This window comes from Actinomadura gamaensis (genome assembly GCF_042652125.1).
In the GTDB taxonomy this organism is placed as follows: domain Bacteria; phylum Actinomycetota; class Actinomycetes; order Streptosporangiales; family Streptosporangiaceae; genus Spirillospora; species Spirillospora gamaensis.
Genome location: NZ_JBHSIT010000002.1, coordinates 40,428 through 57,819 on the forward strand (window position 1 = coordinate 40,428; position 17,392 = coordinate 57,819).

General features: G+C 67.7%; 13 protein-coding genes, 2 pseudogenes and 2 CRISPR repeat arrays (1 of these 17 running past the window's edge). Of the genes and pseudogenes, 5 read left to right on the top strand and 10 right to left on the bottom strand.

All coding sequences use genetic code 11. The features are described 5' to 3' along the window. Positions 1–236 precede the first annotated feature (236 nt). Positions 237–1,010, top strand: coding sequence for a transposase family protein (locus tag ACFPCY_RS06075; RefSeq protein WP_378252620.1), 774 nt, complete (start codon positions 237–239; stop codon positions 1,008–1,010). An 81-nt stretch (positions 1,011–1,091) separates the two neighbouring features. On the opposite strand, the pseudogene ACFPCY_RS06080 reads toward ACFPCY_RS06075, so the two are convergent. After that, positions 1,092–1,874 (bottom strand): annotated as a pseudogene (locus tag ACFPCY_RS06080) (IS5 family transposase). Positions 1,875–1,913: 39 nt separating this feature from the next. Beyond that, positions 1,914–3,176, bottom strand: coding sequence for a hypothetical protein (locus ACFPCY_RS06085; RefSeq protein WP_378252621.1), 1,263 nt, complete (start codon positions 3,174–3,176; stop codon positions 1,914–1,916). A 205-nt stretch (positions 3,177–3,381) separates the two neighbouring features. Here ACFPCY_RS06085 and ACFPCY_RS06090 point away from each other — a divergent pair, with 205 nt between their 5' ends. Further along, positions 3,382–3,825, top strand: a complete 444-nt coding sequence (locus ACFPCY_RS06090; protein WP_378252622.1) for a transposase — start codon at positions 3,382–3,384, stop codon at positions 3,823–3,825. 303 nt (positions 3,826–4,128) lie between these two features. Here ACFPCY_RS06090 and ACFPCY_RS06095 read toward each other — a convergent pair whose 3' ends face one another. After that, positions 4,129–4,776, bottom strand: coding sequence for a hypothetical protein (locus tag ACFPCY_RS06095; RefSeq protein ID WP_378252623.1), 648 nt, complete (start codon positions 4,774–4,776; stop codon positions 4,129–4,131). A 279-nt stretch (positions 4,777–5,055) separates the two neighbouring features. Here ACFPCY_RS06095 and ACFPCY_RS06100 point away from each other — a divergent pair, with 279 nt between their 5' ends. Together ACFPCY_RS06100 and ACFPCY_RS06105 are read left to right on the top strand one after the other, a co-directional pair. After that, positions 5,056–5,181, top strand: a complete 126-nt coding sequence (locus ACFPCY_RS06100) for a hypothetical protein (RefSeq protein ID WP_378252624.1) — start codon at positions 5,056–5,058, stop codon at positions 5,179–5,181. Positions 5,182–5,407: 226 nt separating this feature from the next. Continuing rightward, positions 5,408–5,779: a hypothetical protein gene (locus ACFPCY_RS06105; protein WP_378252625.1), complete on the top strand. Its 372-nt coding sequence runs from the start codon at positions 5,408–5,410 to the stop codon at positions 5,777–5,779. A gap of 101 nt (positions 5,780–5,880) precedes the next feature. Here the strand turns inward: ACFPCY_RS06105 and ACFPCY_RS06110 are convergent. The 7 genes and pseudogenes from ACFPCY_RS06110 to ACFPCY_RS06140 all read right to left on the bottom strand — a co-directional run. After that, positions 5,881–6,456 (bottom strand): annotated as a pseudogene (locus ACFPCY_RS06110) (hypothetical protein); the annotation flags it as partial. 811 nt (positions 6,457–7,267) lie between these two features. After that, complete coding sequence (locus tag ACFPCY_RS06115; RefSeq protein ID WP_378253756.1) at positions 7,268–8,800, bottom strand: ISKra4 family transposase; 1,533 nt, start codon at positions 8,798–8,800, stop codon at positions 7,268–7,270. A 79-nt stretch (positions 8,801–8,879) separates the two neighbouring features. Continuing rightward, positions 8,880–9,467 carry a hypothetical protein gene (locus ACFPCY_RS06120; protein ID WP_378252626.1) on the bottom strand — a complete coding sequence of 196 codons (588 nt, stop codon included), beginning with the start codon at positions 9,465–9,467 and terminating at the stop codon, positions 8,880–8,882. Positions 9,468–10,022: 555 nt separating this feature from the next. After that, positions 10,023–11,360 (bottom strand): NucA/NucB deoxyribonuclease domain-containing protein, encoded by a 1,338-nt coding sequence (locus ACFPCY_RS06125; protein WP_378252627.1) that lies wholly within the window; start codon positions 11,358–11,360, stop codon positions 10,023–10,025. 640 nt (positions 11,361–12,000) lie between these two features. Next, a CRISPR array of direct repeats spans positions 12,001–12,395; the repeat unit is 29 nt; unit sequence GTGCTCCCCGCGCACGCGGGGATGGTCCC. Between the two features lie 115 nt (positions 12,396–12,510). After that, entirely contained in the window at positions 12,511–13,962 is a 1,452-nt protein-coding gene (locus tag ACFPCY_RS06130) for an ASCH domain-containing protein (protein WP_378252628.1), read from the bottom strand. A gap of 17 nt (positions 13,963–13,979) precedes the next feature. After that, positions 13,980–14,552 (bottom strand): AAA family ATPase, encoded by a 573-nt coding sequence (locus ACFPCY_RS06135; RefSeq protein ID WP_378252629.1) that lies wholly within the window; start codon positions 14,550–14,552, stop codon positions 13,980–13,982. Beyond that, on the bottom strand, positions 14,549–15,499 hold the full coding sequence (locus tag ACFPCY_RS06140) for a hypothetical protein (RefSeq protein ID WP_378252630.1): 951 nt from the start codon (positions 15,497–15,499) through the stop codon (positions 14,549–14,551). Before ACFPCY_RS06140 ends, ACFPCY_RS06135 begins: the two co-directional genes overlap by 4 nt. Before the next feature lie 522 nt (positions 15,500–16,021). Between ACFPCY_RS06140 and ACFPCY_RS06145 the strand changes: the two genes are divergently transcribed. Next, positions 16,022–16,636, top strand: a complete 615-nt coding sequence (locus tag ACFPCY_RS06145; RefSeq protein ID WP_378252631.1) for a hypothetical protein — start codon at positions 16,022–16,024, stop codon at positions 16,634–16,636. 267 nt (positions 16,637–16,903) lie between these two features. Then, positions 16,904–17,392: direct repeats of the CRISPR family, unit length 29 nt; unit sequence GTGCTCCCCGCGCACGCGGGGATGGTCCC; it runs 280 nt beyond the window's last position.

The window sequence follows — 17,392 nt, forward strand, 5'->3', positions numbered from 1 at the left end:
CGCCGCGGGACCGCTTCCTTCTCTAGACCAGCATAAGAAAGGGCAACTCCGTAAAAACGGCTGTGCGGTTCTGCGTGGTTGATCACCTACTTGGCCGACACTGACCCTTTTTCATCCGTCTGGGCGGGCGTGGATCACAGCATGATTGCAGTGGGAGCGTTCGGCTGGTGACGTGAAGAAGCCCCTGGTAGACGAGTTGATCACCACAATCTCGACGTCCGAACCAGGGGCCCTGCGTGCTGTTCTATCGTGCTGCCGTCGATTTGTCGCGTCCCACGCTGAACTACCTGGCCGGAGTGCTCTGGCGACACCGCAAGGCGATCGGGTCGTCCGGGCGGCGGCTCAACCCCGGGCGGCAGGCCCTGCTGGTGCTGGTTCACCTGCGCAAAGGCGACACCTACGCCGAACTCGGGGCCGGGTTCGGGGTGTCGACGAGCACGGCCTGGCGGTATGTCCAGGAGTCGGTGGCGCTGTTGTCGGCGCGGTCGCCGAAGCTGACGGCGGCGTTGCGCAAGGCCAAACAGAATGGGCTGCATCTGCCGGTACTGGACGGCACGCTCATCGCCTGCGACCGGGTGCGGGCTGACCGGCCGTACTACTCGGCCAAGCACCGCTGCCACGGAATGAACATTCAGGTCATCGCCGGCCCGGACGGGACGATCGTGTGGACGTCGGGGGCGATGCCCGGCCGCACGCACGACCTGACCGCCGCCCGCGTGTGGGGCATCCTGCGGGAACCGGCGGAGGCCGGGATCATCACGCTGGCCGACAAGGGGTATCAAGGCGCCGAGGCGTCGGTGGTCCTGACCCCTTACAAGGGGCGCAACAAGCCCGAGTCCCAGAAGCAGGCCAACCGCTCACACGCCAAGCTCCGCGGACCCGGCGAACGCGCAAACGCCCAGCCCAAGTCATGGAAGCTGCTCCGCAAGCTCCGCTGCAGCCCCAGCAAGGCCGGCCACCTGGTCAAGGCCATCGCCGTCCTACACAACTACGAAGCCACCCGAGGATGAAAAAGGCTCACTGAACCGTCCTGAATTCGGTGGAGGCTTTTCGTATGCACTGGGTGTGGTGGAGGTGGATTAGACGTCGTCTCATCTGGTGAGGTCGCGGTAGCAGATGAGGGCGGCGACGATGCCGACGAAGGCCAGGAAATGGTCGGCCTTGCGCTCGTAGCGACGGTGCAGGCCACAGAGGCCGTTCATCCATGACACCGTCCGCTCGGCCACCCGCCGGTGCCGGCCGAGCCGGTTGGAAGCCTCGATGCCGCAGCGGGCGATCCGCGGGACGATGTTGCGACTGCGCAGCCACGCCCGCGGTCGACGTAGTCGTAGCCCTTGTCGCCGTGCTGCTTGTCTAGACGGCGCCTGCGTGGGCCACGCCGGGAGCGGACCGGTGGGATACCGCGCATCAGCGGTTCCAGCCCGAGTTTGTCGTGGGTGTTGGCAGCCGATCCTGACAGAGATGGGCAGACCGGTACGGTCGGTGACCAAGTGGATCTTCGCCCCGGCTTCTCGCGGTCGACAGGGTTCGGGCCCGTCAGCACCCGCCCTTGGTGGCGCGGACGCTGACGGAGCCGCTCGCTCACCGCGACCAGTCCAGTTCCCCGGCCGCGCCGAGTTCGTCCAGCATCGCCCGGTGGATCTTGGTCCACACCCCGGGCGGCGCTCCAGTCGGCGAAACGGTGGTGCACCGTTTGCCAGGACGCGTCGAACGTGGGCGGGAGTTGCCGCCAAGTGCAGCCGGTGGTGGCCACGAACACAATCGCCGCCAGCACGCTGCGGTCATCGGCACGCCGCCGTTTCCAACCCTGCGACCCCGCCGGCGCGGGTGGAACCACTCGTTGGAACATCTCCCACAACCCGTCCCGGTACCAGCCGTTCCTCAAAGCTCGCCCCGGCTGGCTCAACGAGACATCACCCATCAAACACGGTCTGACTCGACGACTCTGTCGCTGGCGGGACACCGCACCGCTTGCAGCCGTTCGCATGATCGTCCCGACAGACGTAGCCGATTGCACCTTCCACGCACCATTCGGCAGCTGCTTCGGACAGCAGGTCCGGCCCGGCAAGCAGGAGCCGACGCAGTTCAGCGTTGTCCGCAATGTCGGCCGGACGGCTGGTGAACCACTCGTCGAACCAAGGCGTGTCCCGGTGCACGCGCCAGTGTCCGTGCTCCCGGTCGTCGGCTGCGGCAACGAACCGATCGACGATGCGTTCCCAACTAGGTGCGCCGAACCAGCCGTTGTCGAACGCGCAGAAGAATTCGATCAGGGTCCGCAGGCCGAACTCCTGCTCGTGGAGGCGGTACGCACGGCCCCAACTGATCGCGTCCTGTGCCATCTCCGCAAGGTCGTCGCGTGGATCATCCTCGTGCGCCGGGTCGTCAGGGTTGTGGCAGGCCAACCCGAGCTCGAGCACGGACTGTCCAGTCGGCAGAACCCGAGACGGGTTGACGATCGCGAGACCGACTGCGACCCAGTCGACATGGTCAAACGACAGCATCGAGCGCACGAGCCGGGTGGTCGCCGCGTTGATCCGCATCATCATGCCGTCGTGCAGCGGGCTCCTGCCGGCATGCCAGTTCTCGACAGGCGTGTTGCGCCACAGGGCGAGCGTGATCCGAGTGGCGGCGAGCCACAGCAGAGCGTCGTCGTCAAGGTGCCCGAACCGGCTGGCGCACTCCTGGGCGCCGTACTGGATCAACATTCGCTGGTTCGGTCGCGCGTGGCTGTCGGACTTTCCAGGTTCGACGTACTCGTAGTCGGTGGCGTACTCGTCGAGGATCTCGTTGAGCTCGGCTGCGCTGTCGGCGACGTCGTACTCGAAGCCGTCCGACCCATTGACGGCGTACACGTCGTGGTCCCACGTGACTTGCACGTCGCCCCAGAGCACGACGTCGTCGCACTCGTCGATGGCGCCGTCAGTCACTACCGGCTTGATCGTGATCGGTGCAGTTCGCCCATCGGTCCGCCCGTCGTCCTGTTCAGCTGCCCACGCGGTGATGACGCCGAGCGGCTTCGGGACGAAAGGACCGACCTCGGTGAAGCTGAACGGCTCGTCGTTCTCATCGGTGTCGAACCGGCTGTTGATGAACGCGACCGCCTCGGCAGGCGTACTGACGACGGCCTCGGCGCCACTGTCGTTGTCGACGACTCGCCACAACACGCTGTTCTTCACGACGGTCTCCGATCTAGGTGGGGACACCCGGCGCTGGCAGGACGCGCCGAGCTACTCGGCGCTGACTCCAATGATGGGGTGACCGTCCCCTCTGTATGGTCCCGCAGGCGCTCGTCGGCGAAGATGAGTGAAGCGCCCCGAGCCTCGTGGAGGCTCTGGTGTGCCCCGGCCGTAGTGGAGGTGGATTAGTGGTTTCTTGTGCCACTTGAGTCGAAGGAGTGGCCGGGGATGTCGTGGGTATCCGCCGGAGTTCCGACGCAAGGTGCTGGACCTGCTGGAGGCGGGCCGCAAGGTCATTGACGTGGCCTGGGACCTGGAGATCAGCGAGCAGACAATCTGTCTGTGGCGGCGCCAAGACAGGATCGACCGGGGCTTGGAACCGGGGCTGACCGGTGCGAAGAAAGCTGAGCTCGCCGCGGCCAGGGCCCGCATCGCCAAGGTGGAGACTGAGCTGGTGGCGACCCGGCGGGCGATCCCGTTGGTGCGCGAGGGGTGCCCCACAAGGAGGTGCCAAGCCATCGCGGTGACGGCCGGCGAGGGCGTCCCCACCGAGGTGGCGGGGGCGGCGTGCTGGATGTGTCGGTGTCGGGCTACCACACCTGGCGCACCCGCCCGCCGTCACAGCGCGCGATTCGGCGCGCCTGGCTGACCGACGTCATCATCCAGGTGCACCAGGGCCTCGCGCAGCATCTACCGACCTCGGCGCATCCACGCCGAGCCGGCCCTCGGTCGCGGCAACGCCGGCCCCGCGCTTGCGGAGATGACCCTGGCGCATCTAGGTGGATGATCGCCTGCCGGCTTCGACTCCTCGTGCGCCGGGACGACACTTCCTGACGTGCGGCTTCATGACTTCACATAAAAGCCTGTCGGTGATTGTCGATGTTCAAGCTCTCGCTAGCGGTCTGCCATGGGGATGGGGCGTCCTCTTCAGGCCGCGTCGTTTTGGACGAGGCTACCTCGGCAACTGAAGGGCGGTGAGTGCCTCCTGGACTGGTCGCACAGCGAATTGCTGAGCGTCGGCGGCGGACCATTCTGCGGGGTGCGGGCGGCGGTTGGGTCCGTGGGGCCAGTGGCCTCGTAGGAGGGCGATCAGGTCGAGGTCGGCCCAGTATTCGATCGTCTGGTACATCACATCGGTGTGGTCGCCGGGCGTGGTGATCCAGACGGTGGTCGGGGCGGTGTGGCCCGCGCGGATGTCGTCGGCCTTGGCTTCGAGGTGCTCGATCGAGTCTTCGAGGGCGGTGAACACGTGGAGCCGATCGGCGAGGGCGTCGTCGACTTCCCACTGATGGCCTCGGAGCATGAGGGTCAGGTCGTGTTCGGTGGTGACGACGTCGGGGAGGCGCTCGTCGGAGACGAGGGCTTCGACGAAGGCTGCTCGGAGCCAGTCGTTGGCGAACGCGCCTTCGATCCCGGTGTGGAGGGGCCGGGCGATGTCGTGGAGAAGTCGCCGCTTGGCTGGGTCGGGGGGAGTGGCCGAAGGTGACGGCTGAGTGAGACGCGCTTCTGACGTGTGGCGGCTGGGAGCGTTGAGCGTGCTGGGCGTTGATGCGGCGGGGAAGTGGTGGCTCTGAGTGGGGCTCTGCGGCTGCTTGATCACCGTGACTCCTGGTCGTCGCTGTTGCGCAGGGCTTAATGGAAGCCGAACGGGCAGGTCAGAGGCCAGGTTCAAAGTCGCCAAGACGGGAAGTCACCGCACGGGAGGCTCGCGTTGCGCTCTGGCGCACAGGACGAGCTGGCTGACGAGCTGGGGTTTCAAGGGCCTTGTTGCCAGCAGGGCTTGAAGTGACGGGTTCCTGTCACTGGCAACGAATGGCCAGGGCCTTGGCTGGACGTTTCGCCGCGCGGCGTCTCTGCTTCTGACTGCTAGTGGAGCGAGGTGGCGGACGAACGTGAGTCTGAGGCGCAGCTGCTGGAGAAGCGCGAATGCTTCAGCGAGGAGACCGACGGGATCATCGGGGCTGCGGAGGTGGTCTCGGCGCTCCTCGACCGGGGGATGGCCTAGCAGCGGCCCGAGCCGGGGAAGGCGCCACGAATGATTCCGGCAGCGCCGCACCTGGCGCTTCAGGCGGTGTTGGTCGAGATGAATCAGCGACTGGCCGAGGAGCACGAGCGCTTGTTGACGGGGTACCGGCGGCTGGTAGAGGACGCTCCGGCGTCGACGGCCGACGGCCGACGGGCAGGGGGCGGCGTGCGGGCTGATCGAGGTCGTCACTGAGCCGGCGGAGTTCATGCGACTGTCCGGCGTCCTGGTGAACGCGGCCCGACATGACTGGCTGACGTTGGAGAACCACCTGGCTGATCGGCTGATCGATCACACGGCGATCGTCGCGCCGCCGCCGGCTCTGCGGAACGGAGTACGGCGGCGCACGATCTACGAGAGCCGCTGCGCTGAACATTCCGTCGTCGCGGAGAACATTCCCAGTGCCGCCGCATCAGGCGAAGAGGCGCGGCCGCTGGCCGGGGTCGGGACGACCGGGGCGGTACTGGCGCGTTCGCCGGTCATCGTCGCTGCGCTCTGTGAGTACTTCGAGCTGTTGCGGGAGCGAGCGATGCCGATCGGGGCCGCCCAGGCCGACAGTCCGAATGAGCGAGGATGTTAGTGGCCAGTTGGGATGTCCCGCGGGTGGCCACTTTCGTCGAGGCGGTATCCGACAGCGGTCAGCGCTGCGGCCTGCGCGTGGAGCGGTCACGTCGCGGCCACTTATTCAGCAAGGCGGAACACCTCGGACATCCGCCGTTCGAGATCATCCTCGGTGACCGTGGAGTCCACAGCGAGCCTGTGAAGGCCGAGCCGCCGGGTCTGCTCGACGAGCCGGTCGGTGAACATCGCGTCGCGCCGCAGCAGATTGCTCAGCGCTTGCGCAGGGTCGCTGGTCTTGGCGATGAATCCCCATCCCGTACCGCCCCGCCGGTCGAAGACCGCCTGCCGGAACCCGGGGGTCGGCAGCAGCCACACGGCGTGGCTCGTCTGGGCCAGCAGCGGCCGGACGAGAGCGGGCAGCAGCCGGAACCCCTCGGCGACCACCGGCCGGTCGGCGCCGAAAGCGAGCAGGTCTTCGATGATCAGGGCGAAGCCCTCGCCGCGAAACCAGTGGAAGGTGTCGAGCATCTGACGCGGATCCCGGCTCATCCACCGCTCGTCCATGTCCATGGCAGCGAACTCGGCCAGGTAAGGAGCCACGTGCTTCGGCATCTGGCGAGCGTGCTCGGGCATCGCCGCGTCGGTGTCGTACAGCCGCATCCCGTACCGGTCGGCGAGGCGCCGGGCGACCGTGGACTTCCCGGACCCGCTGCCACCGCCGACTCAGTAGACATGGCTCAACCGCTCCGGACGAACGTACGGGAACGTAGCTTCGTGCATGCGTCGATTCCTCGTCAGTGCCTGGCATCTTGGGACATCACACTCCAGCTCTACTCGGTGATGCCAGCGTTGTCCGCCAGCCGCAGCCCGCGCTCTGCAGTACTTCGAGCGGACTGAGGCGCGGCGCGGACGCACTGGTTGGCCAGGCGGAGCGCCGAGCTTCAGCGCGGACGAGGAGTCCTGGCCCACGACGATCCCGAAGTGGATGGCGATCCAGGCCAGGCCAGGCCGGTACCGACACCGACCGGGGCGGCCGTCCGGACGATGCTGACGGCGTAGTCGTTGAGGGGCATGGGGCCTACTCCCGTCTGGCGAGGATGGCGTTGGCCCAGAACATCGCCGTCTCGAGCAGGGGCCTCGGCGTCCCCGGCGTGCCGACCTGGAGGCAACGAACGGCCCTCGATCTCCACGCCGGACTCCGCCGCCGTCTCGGCGCGGTCGACCAGACCGGCGGCGGCCCACTGCGCGACCGGGCTGGCCATCGCCGGGTACTACGCCGCCGCGCGCAGGATCGAGCACCGCCGGCCCCGAATCGGCCGGATCTTGACCTCTATGGTCCTGACCAGCGGGGCTCCGAGGTACCGGTAGTCCGCGGCAGTTGGCTCAGTGGAAGTTTCGGCGACCTGCGCAGCGTCCCGCTCTTCCAGGCAGAGCGGGACGGTGCGCAGGTGTTGACTCAGACCGGCCAAACCTGGAGGGTGCGGTTCCTCCTCGGGGAGTGAGGTGATCAGGCGGTGAGGTAGCACTCGGCCTGGTCGTGGGTGTGGTGAACGCGGTGGTGTTCTCGGTGGAGATGGAACCGCCAGTAGCTGGGGAAATCGCCGTTGGCGACGACGGTACGGAGCTTGAGGACGGCTTCGGCTCCGGCCAGGCCCCAGCGGGCGCCGCCGATGTCGAGTCTGTCGGCCACGATGTGGCGGACGGCGCCCTCGATGACGCCGGTGGCGATCGGCCATCCGGCCGCCAAGGCCTGGTCGTAGCGCAGGAACGCGGCATGCCCGGTCAGGTAGCGGATGGCCGTGTCGATCTGTCGGCGGCGGTGCGGCGCAAGAGCGGCGGCCTGGGCGTCGAGGGCGGCGACGACCTGGCCGGTGTGTCCGGCCAGTAACGCCAGGGCGCAGGTGGCGACCCAGTCCTCGGTGGCGGGGTCTGCGGGTTTGTGCAGGTCCCAGGCGCAGGCCCAGATCTTCTCCAGCACATGGATGAAGTCGATCACGATGTGGATGGTCACCTTGCGGCGAGCGGCTTCGGCCCGGATGAGGTCGAGTTGGTGCTGGGCGCCGTCGATCAACACGATCCAGGTGCGGGCGTGGGTGGGGTCACGGGCCTCGGCGTGGTCGAACACCTGCGAGATCACCTGATCGGGCTCGGCGATGACCGAACCACACAGCCACTTGCGCCGGGCGACCGGCCCGGGACGGGGTGGCCGGTGGCCGCGTCGCCCGCCGGGAACAGCGATCACATCATGTGGGCGGCGGGGTGCGGGGACGGTGTCATAGACCGCCCCGAGCGTGGCCATGCGTTTGCGCGCGGATTTCTCGCCGGCGGCCAGGCGGGTGCGGAAGGTGTGCCCGGCGCGGGCGGCGGCCTTGGCCGTGGCCGGGCGCAACGCCTCGGGACGCATCACGATCCCCTTGCCGTCGGTGCTGATGACCAGCACCTCCTCGGCGGTGCGCGGCACCGGCATGAGGCAGGCGTTGAAGGCGTCGATGTCGACGGCCGCTGCCCGCACCAGCTGAAGAAGCTGCCGTTTGCCGACCACGTTTCCGCAGCGGGCGGTGATCGCGTCCTGGGCGTCATCGAACGAACCGCGCACCGCCTCGACGGCGGCCAACCTGGCCAGCCCGTGCGAGTGCCGCCCGGCCGGCAGCGACAAGGCCGCGTCGGCCGGATACCGGTTGGTGGTCCCCCGGGCGCGCCAGGCGCAGCGGGTCACGGTCACCGTGCCGAACACCGTGGCCAGCAGCCGGTGATGACCGACCTCCAGACGACGGCGTGCGACCCCGTCGGGTCCACTCACTGCGGCACCGATGCCACGAAGGCGCTCGGCTGCCCGCTGTTCACGTTCGGCGCGAAGGTCCAGATGCGCCTGCAACAGCAGCCGCATCAGTTCCCGTCCCTGCTCGGCCAGCAGCTCTTCGAGCAGGTCATGCGGCAAGTCCAGGGTCGACGGGTCGACCAACTGGCCAAGCAGATAGTTGAAGGTGTTCCTGGCGGCCGCAAAGGCGTCAACACCGGCCCCAGCGACGTAGCTTTCCATCGCGGGCTCTTCTTCCCGGCGCGGACGGTTCATGGTTTGGTCGCCTTCGAACCTGCACCGGGGAAGAGCCCGGCCGCAATCACCTCGCCGGTGAGGAGGCGATGCCGCCCTCCCGCTCATCCGGCCCCGCGCCTGGCCCGGCGGCCAGCTCGCCAGCCACCGCGGCGGTCAGCGTGAACAGCCCCGGCCCGTCCTCGACCGCCCAGCCGCGCTCAACCAGCCGCTTGAGCTTGGTCCGCAGCCCCTCCCGCTTGGCCGCGGTGTCCTGCAGACCCATCACCGCCGCGATCTGCCCGGCCCGCATCGGCTCAGCGGCGTCAGCCAGGATCTCCACCGCGTCGCGATACGCCTCGGGCAACGCCGACCCCGTCATGCCCGGCCGCCACGGCGGCACCGTCATCACCCCGATCGAAGACCCCGCCCCCCGTCCCGGATCCACCGCGCCGCGCTCGGCCGCCAGATCTTCCACAGTTCCGGCCGCCTCACCCACGACCTCCTCCACCGTCTCCCGGGTGATGACCAGCCGCGACAGCTTGTCTTCCTCGACCTCCAGCAGCCCGGTCAACTCGGTGATCCGCTCACCGATCTCCTCGATCCGCTGCCGGACCGCCGCCTCCCGCCGCGCCAGCTCCTCAAACAATGAGCCCATCGTGGTCGCCTCCACCATGAACGGTAGAAGACAACCCCACCCACGACGAGCTACCGCTCGAAACCCCAGCTCACCCCAGTCCCCGAGCGAGAACTACACCCAAACCTGGATCAGGTATTGCTCTACGCCCCTGGGGAACGGGCGGACCCGTGCTTGAAGCTTTTCACTGCCCCGGCAGAGGATGCGGATCCAGTGCCAGCCTGGGTTCACTGCGAGGGTTGCCTGAGATGGCCCTTGCGTGGGTGCCCAAGCCTCCAGCGCGTCGTCCTCGATTTGGGCGCGTAGCCGGCCGACCTGCGTCCACGAGGAGGTGGCGGGGGCGGGCTCTTGGTCCCACTGTTGAAGAGTGACCTGAGGGTAGTGGTCTTCGCCGGGGCTGACTACGAACAGGTAGGGCGGCATGAAGGACAGGCGCTCCCCGAGCTCAGGAGGCGAACCGTCCGAGCTTTGGAGTTCTGCGATTCCCAGCAGGGCGAACTGGTGGCTTTCGACTAGGACCAGGTCACTGCTTTCCTGGATGGGAGAAGGCACCGCACCTCCAAGGCTCGTCAGCGGGGGGTGTCCAGGCTATGCCTATCGGACCCAGATGACGAAGGGGTCACGCCATGTGGTGCCGCTGACGGGGTCCTTGCCGCTCCAGTCCAGGATGCGGTCTTGGCCATACCAGACGGAAATCATGTTCCCGCCCTTCTGATTGTCCGCTGCTTTGACTGGATAAACGGAGTACCGGCCTGGCACGGCGTTGCGATCCCAGCCGGGCGCGTCCGCCCCTTCGTAGGTTGAAGCGAAGGGGAACTCGTCACAGTCGTTGCCGTGGTCGGGATAGCCAGGCCATTTGGCTCTGCATGTCCGGATGGACATGGCTCGGTTCCTCTCATAACGATCATAAATGAGCGTCTGCTTGCCGACCTTGACCTTCTTTTTCTGTGGATGGTACAGGCGGTGGAGGGGGTCTTCGTTCTTGCAGCCGGGAATTCTCTTGTTTTTGATCGTTGGTATCGTGGATGCGGGCTGATTGCAGGCGCGCCAGAGGTGGTTCGCGGTTTCGGGAACTCCATAACGGGCAGCACGCCTGAACAGTAGATGGGGAGTCACCTGGTTGAAGACGGCGCCGATCTTTTTCGGCAGATAGGAAGCCGAGTCGAAACGCGCCGACTGGTCGATGAGGGGAACGTGGTTGATGACTACGATCTCTGGGCTTTTTAGTAGCAGTTGCCAGCGAGTGAAGTTAACCTTCTCGGGGCCCTGTCCGACATTGCTGGGCGAGGTCATCTTCATGAGACTGTCGTACGGTGAGTGCTGCCATGTCGAAACGCGCTTCATTGCGGTAGGGCTGAAGCCCTCCTTGCATCCGGCATCGTTGCTGCGTAGCGGCCCGCAGTAGATGTAGAACTGGAGATGAATGTTCAGTTTCTCGACATCGCCCCATGGGACGATGTCGACGAGTTTCATCTGAAAATCGATCTCGCGCTTTCCGTTGCGCCCTGTCCCTACGACGGTGATGTGGTAATGAATACCTCCCGTGATCTTCTTTCCTGTCTGGTGGATTACCTCACTGTTCCCCTTGGTGCAGAATAGGAAATGGCTTTGAACGAGCCCGTGTTGGGGATTGCTCACTTTCTGCTTTGCGCAGTCCGCGAGCGGGTCGGCGGCTGCGGTCACGCCCGGTTCGGACTTGGGGTTGGCAGCGTCGACCTCATAGGAATGTTCGCGAGTGCTACGTTGCACTTCCTGGAGTGACGCTGCTTTGGGACGCGCTTGTGGCTCGGGAGGCGACTTTAGTGGCGTCGGCTGGGTCGAGGCCACCTCCAAAGGGCGTGTATACCAGAATTCCGGTTCCTTGGCCTTTGACGTAGAGGCGGAAGCCGCTGGCACCCCCAATGTCAAGGGTGCCAGCAGGACAGCGATCACGGCTGCGAGTCTTCGGGGCATCGAGCCTCCTTGCTTCGACCGGTCAGGGCATGTGACATCACCGTCAAGATCGGCGACTCGACAAAGATCTTGGATGCTCCATGAAGCCTGCAAGGGCCATGGCACCTATCGGCCAGAAGCGGTCGTCGCCGGCCGAGCTGAGGAAACCCGACCGACACAGACAGGCTCGTTCGTAGTCGGAAGGGGCAAGTGAGGTCGGCGTATTTGAAGCTGGCGCAGGTCTCACAGAACCACTCGCTAGCCCTTCCCGCTGTGCCCGGCAGGGGCAGGTCAGGCCCAAGGGCAGGTGTCGCTGCGATTGGCCGGTTCCTGACCTCGTTCTCCCTGACCAGCGGAAACCCGACCTACAGGTAGCCTGCAGACGTCGGCGAGTGGGGAAGCTCGACCGGCCGAACAGCCCGTCCTCCTTCGGGAGGGCGGGCCGTTTCTTCGTGCCTAATGTCGCGCATCTCCGTGTTCGTGACACCACATGCGCAGTGCCGCCGCTTCGGCATCCGGGTCGGTGGCCGACTGGTCGATCGCCAGCACGTGCGAGACTGAGTACATGTCCGATTTGCCGGGCTCGCCGAAAGTGCTCGAAACTGGTCCTGAAGCCAGGCAAACACGCAGGTCATCAAGTGTGCTCCCCGCGCACGCGGGGATGGTCCCCGCTCGCGGAGTTCGAGCAGCTCGTTGTAGTAGTGCTCCCCGCGCACGCGGGGATGGTCCCAGGGTGCCGTTCGGCAGGCCGGACAGCTTGGCGTGCTCCCCGCGCACCCGGGGATGGTCCCCCGCACTACATGTGGTGCGTTCGCGAATACACGTGCTCCCCGCGCACGCGAGGATGGTCCCACAACGTGCGTGGCCCGTCTTCTGCAGCGCAGGTGCTCCCCGCGCACGCGAGGATGGTCCCACAACGTGCGTGGCCCGTCTTCTGCAGCGCAGGTGCTCCCCGCGCACGCGGGGGTGGTCCCGCCTCCGCGCCCTGTACACCACCGTCGAGCGGGTGCTCCCCGCGCACGCGGGGATGGTCCCTAGGGTGGGGGAACCTGCGGACAGCCAGAGCCCCAAAAATGATCTTGGGGGAAGCGGGTAGGCCCCGTCGGCGTCGGGGGCGGGCCGTGTGGGGGCTGCTGGGTGTGGGGTTGGGTCAGGCTGGTGCGTTGAGGAGTTCGATCTCGATGGCCAGCACGCCGAGGGCTTCTTTCTCGGGGCCGTAGATGCGGCGGATGTTGGCGAGTTGCTGGTCGCGGGGGCTGGTCGGGTTGACGTGTTCGGGGCCTTCGGTGTCGAGGAGTTCCTCGAATGAGGCGTACCGGGCGACGCGTTTGACGCGGGTGAGGGCGTCGTCGCGGCCGCAGATGAAGCGGATGTGGTCGCCGGCTTTGAGGGTGCGCAGGTTGGGGTAGCAGACGCGGACCTCGATGGTCTTGGTTCCGTTGGCGACCAGGTCGAAGTAGCGGCGGTAGAGGTTCATCTCGCGGGCGCGCACGCCCGTGGTGGTGGTCGGGCGTGCGGTCATGATCCTGTCGAGTTCGGCGGTGGTGTAGGAGCGGTAGAAGTGCTTGGGGTCGGCGAGCATCTTGCTGACCAGCCAGACCATGGCGTCGATGAAGGAGTCGACGTCGCCGTCCCAGGCGGTGATGTCGAGCATCCACGGGCGGGCGCCGGGCGGGGCCGCCACCTTGCCGTCGCGGATGAGGGACTTGGACAGCTTGGCGCCGGTGTCGGTGAGCACCATCGGGGTGAACACCCGTGGTGGCGGGGCCAGGCTCGGGAGCTGGGCGAAGGCCTCGTCGACGAGCTGGCAGCCGTAGGCCCAGTCGCCGCCCTTGACCATCACCGACAGGGTGATGTGGTCGCGGACGGCCAGGCGTTCCTTGACCAGGTTCCGGTAGAGGGTGGCCAGGTCGAGGTAGGCGCCGGTGTCGGCGGTGATCGCAGCGTTGTAGTCGCCGTGGTCGGTGCACACCGCGGCGAAGTCCGCGCCGCCGGACCCGGTGCGCAGCAGGCGGGTGCGTTCGGCGCGTTTCTCGGCCCATCCGCAGTCCGGGCAGGGCAGGCGGATGTGGACCTGGCCGTGTGAGGGCGCCAGCGGCCAGCGGATCTGCTCCAGCCGCCCCAGCGTGGCGAGGAACTCGTGTCGGAAGGCGGGGTCGGCTTGCTGGGCGGTGTAGGTCTCGATCTCGTAGTCGACGCCGGTGGCGTCGGCGAGTGAGTCGAACATCGCCCGGTAGTACTTGCCGATCAGGTCGTCCACGCCGTCGGTGCCGAGGGCGTGGAAGTAGGTCTGCTGGTAGGCGTGGTGGGTTTCGGGGTCCAGGCGGATGTCGTGCGGGGCGTTGTCGAGCGCCCCGAACCGGACGATGGTGTCGACGCCGAAGGTCCGCTTGGCCTGCTTGGCGAGTAGGAACGCCGCGGTCTGCACCAGTGAGGTGCCCAGGTGCGGGGCGCCGTTGATCTGGGTGCCGACGCAGAACGCGACCCGGTCGGGGCTGGTGGCCTGGATCCGGGGGCGGACCATGTCCACCGCCCGCAGCATCGCGTTGGCCAGCACGTTGTTGGGACTGATGAGCTCCACGGTCTCGGTAGTGCTGTTCACGGGCTTCTCCCGGACGGTCAGGTGGTCGGGACGGGCAGCTGGGCGAGGATGAACTCCACCCGGCGGCCGGCCTCGTCGGCGGGCACGAAGATCGGCCGGTATCCGGCGTCGTAGTAGCCCTGCACGATCAGCTCGTGGACGCGGCGGATCTCGCGTTCCTTGGCCCAGACCAGGTCGTCCTCGGAATCGAAGTCGTCGAGGGGATCCAGGATGAACACCGCGTCGTAGCGGTAGACGCGGGCGGCCTCCTCCAGTTCGGGGGAGGGACCCAGCCCGAAGAAGGCGTCCCAGCCGTACCCGTCGGGGATGCCGCGGTTGTAGAACCGCAGCCCGCTCTTGTGGTCGCAGAACTCGGCGACGAACGCTTCCAGAACGTCGCGGGAGTAGGCGCGCCGGTCGCCGACCTGAAGGTGGCGGCCGAGCCGGTCGCGGTGCTTGCGGTAGATCTCCCGGGCCGGTTCGCCCTCGGTCGCCGGGATGCCCCGGCGGTGGAGTTCGTCCAGGACGGCCTCCTTTCCGGCGGACGGGCCGCCGGTCACCACGAACCGGCGCGGCGGGGTGGTCGGGTCGAGAAGCTGGTCCAGGCTCATGCGGGTCGTTCTTCCTGATCGTGGGGCTGGTCATCGGGGCTTGGTCCGGGTGCCGGTCGGCCGGACAGTGCCCGCCGCCAGGCGGCGGCGAGCTCGGAGCCGCCGGCAGTCGTCTCCAGCCGCGCGGTGAACTCGGCCAGGCCGTGCTCGGGATCGGCGAGCTCGGTCAGCAGCAGTTCCTGGGCCGGAGTGAGCGGCGGGGTCCACCCGGCGTAGCTGGCGATCTCCTGCGGTCCCAGCTCGGTCGCGGCGTGCAGGAGCGCGGCTCCGTAGGCGGCGCGGTAGCGCGCGGTGGCGCCCAGGACCTGGGCGTGCCGCCACAGCGCCGCCGTCGCCGCCCGGTCGATCTCGGCCGTGGCGGCCTCCATGCTGATCAGCCGGGCGAGGTTCAGCAGTTCGGCGCGCAACAGGTAGACCGTTCCCCACAGCGCGGCCAGCGCGTGCTGGTGCTCGGCGGACTCCCACGCGAACACGTCGGCGGGCAGCACCAACGGCCTCGAGGCGGCGCGCAGCTCCGGCGGGGTGGCGTGCCGGACGGTGAGCTCCTCACTGTCGCGGCGCAACTGCCAGGCGACCAATGCCAGCACCTTCGGCTCGATCCGCTTACGGAAATGGTGCACCTCATACCCCGAGGCGGCGGCCGCCGCCTGGCGGCGGGCCGTCAACGTCGCCCCGGAGGTCGCGGTCTCGGCCCCGAACAGCAGCCTGCTGGCCGCAGCGAGCTCGGCGTTCTCCAACCGGTCGAGCTGCTCGCGCAACAACCCGTCCAGCGCCCGGGCCCGACTCGCCGGGTCTTCGGGGTGCAGCGCCCGCGCCTTCACCCCACGCAGGCTCAACAGCCCGGGGCCGCACGCCTCGGCCCGCACCGGCAGGCCGCTGCGCACTAGGACCCGGATCTCCTCCGGCAGCTCATCGGCAGCCTCACCGGCCGCCCCTTGGCCCCTCATGCGCCCAAGTCTCGCACAGGATGCCCAGAAAATACCCAGTCACGCACCCAAGAAATGCCCAACCGGCCGTTGGAGACCGCCAACGTCTCCGTACGTCAGGCGGGCTGTGGGTGTGGCCCGCGAGGGCGCCGTCGACAGCCCGGCCGGTGGGCGCGGGGCTCAGGTACGGGTGTCGCGAAGGAAGCCGCGGATGAGGCCGCCCACTGCTCGGACTGCTCGATCAACGGTAGGTGTCCGGTGAAGATCTCGGCGTGGCGCGCTCTGGGCATGGCGTCGGTGAACTGTCGGTGGTGGTGTGGGCTGACGAGTTGGTCGAGCGTGGTGGAGATGACGAGGGTCGGCAGCGTGAGCGCGGTGAGGCCAGCTCGTACGTCGAGGTGGTTGACGAGCGGGACGAGGTGCTCCGACGTGCCGGGGCGGGATCGTGGCCGCGGTGGTTTTGCCGACCGTGTCGTGGTCGTCTTCGCCGATGGCGTCCAGGGCGGGGGCGCTGAGGCCGATGAGGGATAGGAAGCCGGCCAGGTGCCCCAGGTCGCCGGCGCGGGGCAGGTCGCGCCACAGCTTCGCGGCGAGCAGGAACCGCCGGTTGGGATGGGCGAAGCCTGCGGTGAGGACCAGAGCGGCCACGCGCTCAGGGTGAAGGATGGCGACCGGCTTGCCGAGCGAGTCACCCGCGATGGCGAAGGTCTCCACACCCTCCTCTACGGCGGTGGCGACCAGCTCATCGGCCAGGCCATCCAGGGAAAGCGGGGCTTTTGCGCGCGGGGTGCGGCCGGTGCCGGGGTAGTCGGGCCCGACGACGGTGTGCTGGGCGGCCAGGGTGTCCAGGATAGGGCCGTAGTTGGCGTCGATGCCGCCGCCGGTGCCGTGGGCGGGAGCAGGCCCGGGCCGGTGCCGTGCATCACGCGGCCGAGGCCGGAGCTAGGCAGAGCAGTGGACATGCGTTGTTTCTCCACGTCGGTGATGTCGAACGATTCGGCCGGCGAGGCAAAGCGCAGCATCGCCGATTTGTATCCGGGCGAGGCCAAGACCGACGCGCGTGACGCCGACCCCACGCCCCCACTTGACGAAGACATAGGGGGCACCCCCGCCACCATGACCAGGCGCCCTCCGCCGAGCTTCGAACACCCCTGGTAGTCATCCGTCGGTCGCACGGATCACCGACATATCTCCGACACCGGCGTTCGAGAGCTCGGCCGAACAAGCGTGCTTCGCCATGCACTGCACGCCCTCGATACCGCATTCAGGTGACCGCGTATCCGCAGGTCACTGATAGATGAGCCTCACTCAGGCGATGTCCTGCGGCCCGCGGGTAGCAGCGCTTGGCGAATGTCCGATTTGCCGGTCTCGCCGAAAGTGCTCGAAAATGGCCCTGAAGCCAGGCAAACACGCAGGTCATCAAGCGTGCTCCCCGCGCACGCGGGGATGGTCCCTCGCCCGCGCCCAACTCCTGCCGTCCCACTACGTGCTCCCCGCGCACGCGGGGATGGTCCCGGCTCACGGGGCGCGAGGGTGAGCTGACCGGGGTGCTCCCCGCGCACGCGGGGATGGTCCCGAACGGCTGGTTGTGGGAGATCGTCCGGACGCGTGCTCCCCGCGCACGCGGGGATGGTCCCGACCAACCACCGGGGCGGGGCCTGGAGCGCGTCCACGCCGTGCTCCCCGCGCACGCGGGGATGGTCCCGCTGCTCGGAAGGACTGGTACTGCTTGCTCCAGTGCTCCCCGCGCACGCGGGGATGGTCCCCTCGGCCGTCACTGGCCGTACACCACGTGCGAGTGCTCCCCGCGCACGCGGGGATGGTCCCCGCGCGGAGCATATTCTCATCACCACTGAGAGCGTGCTCCCCGCGCACGCGGGGATGGTCCCGATGGTGTCTACCTGAGAAACCTGG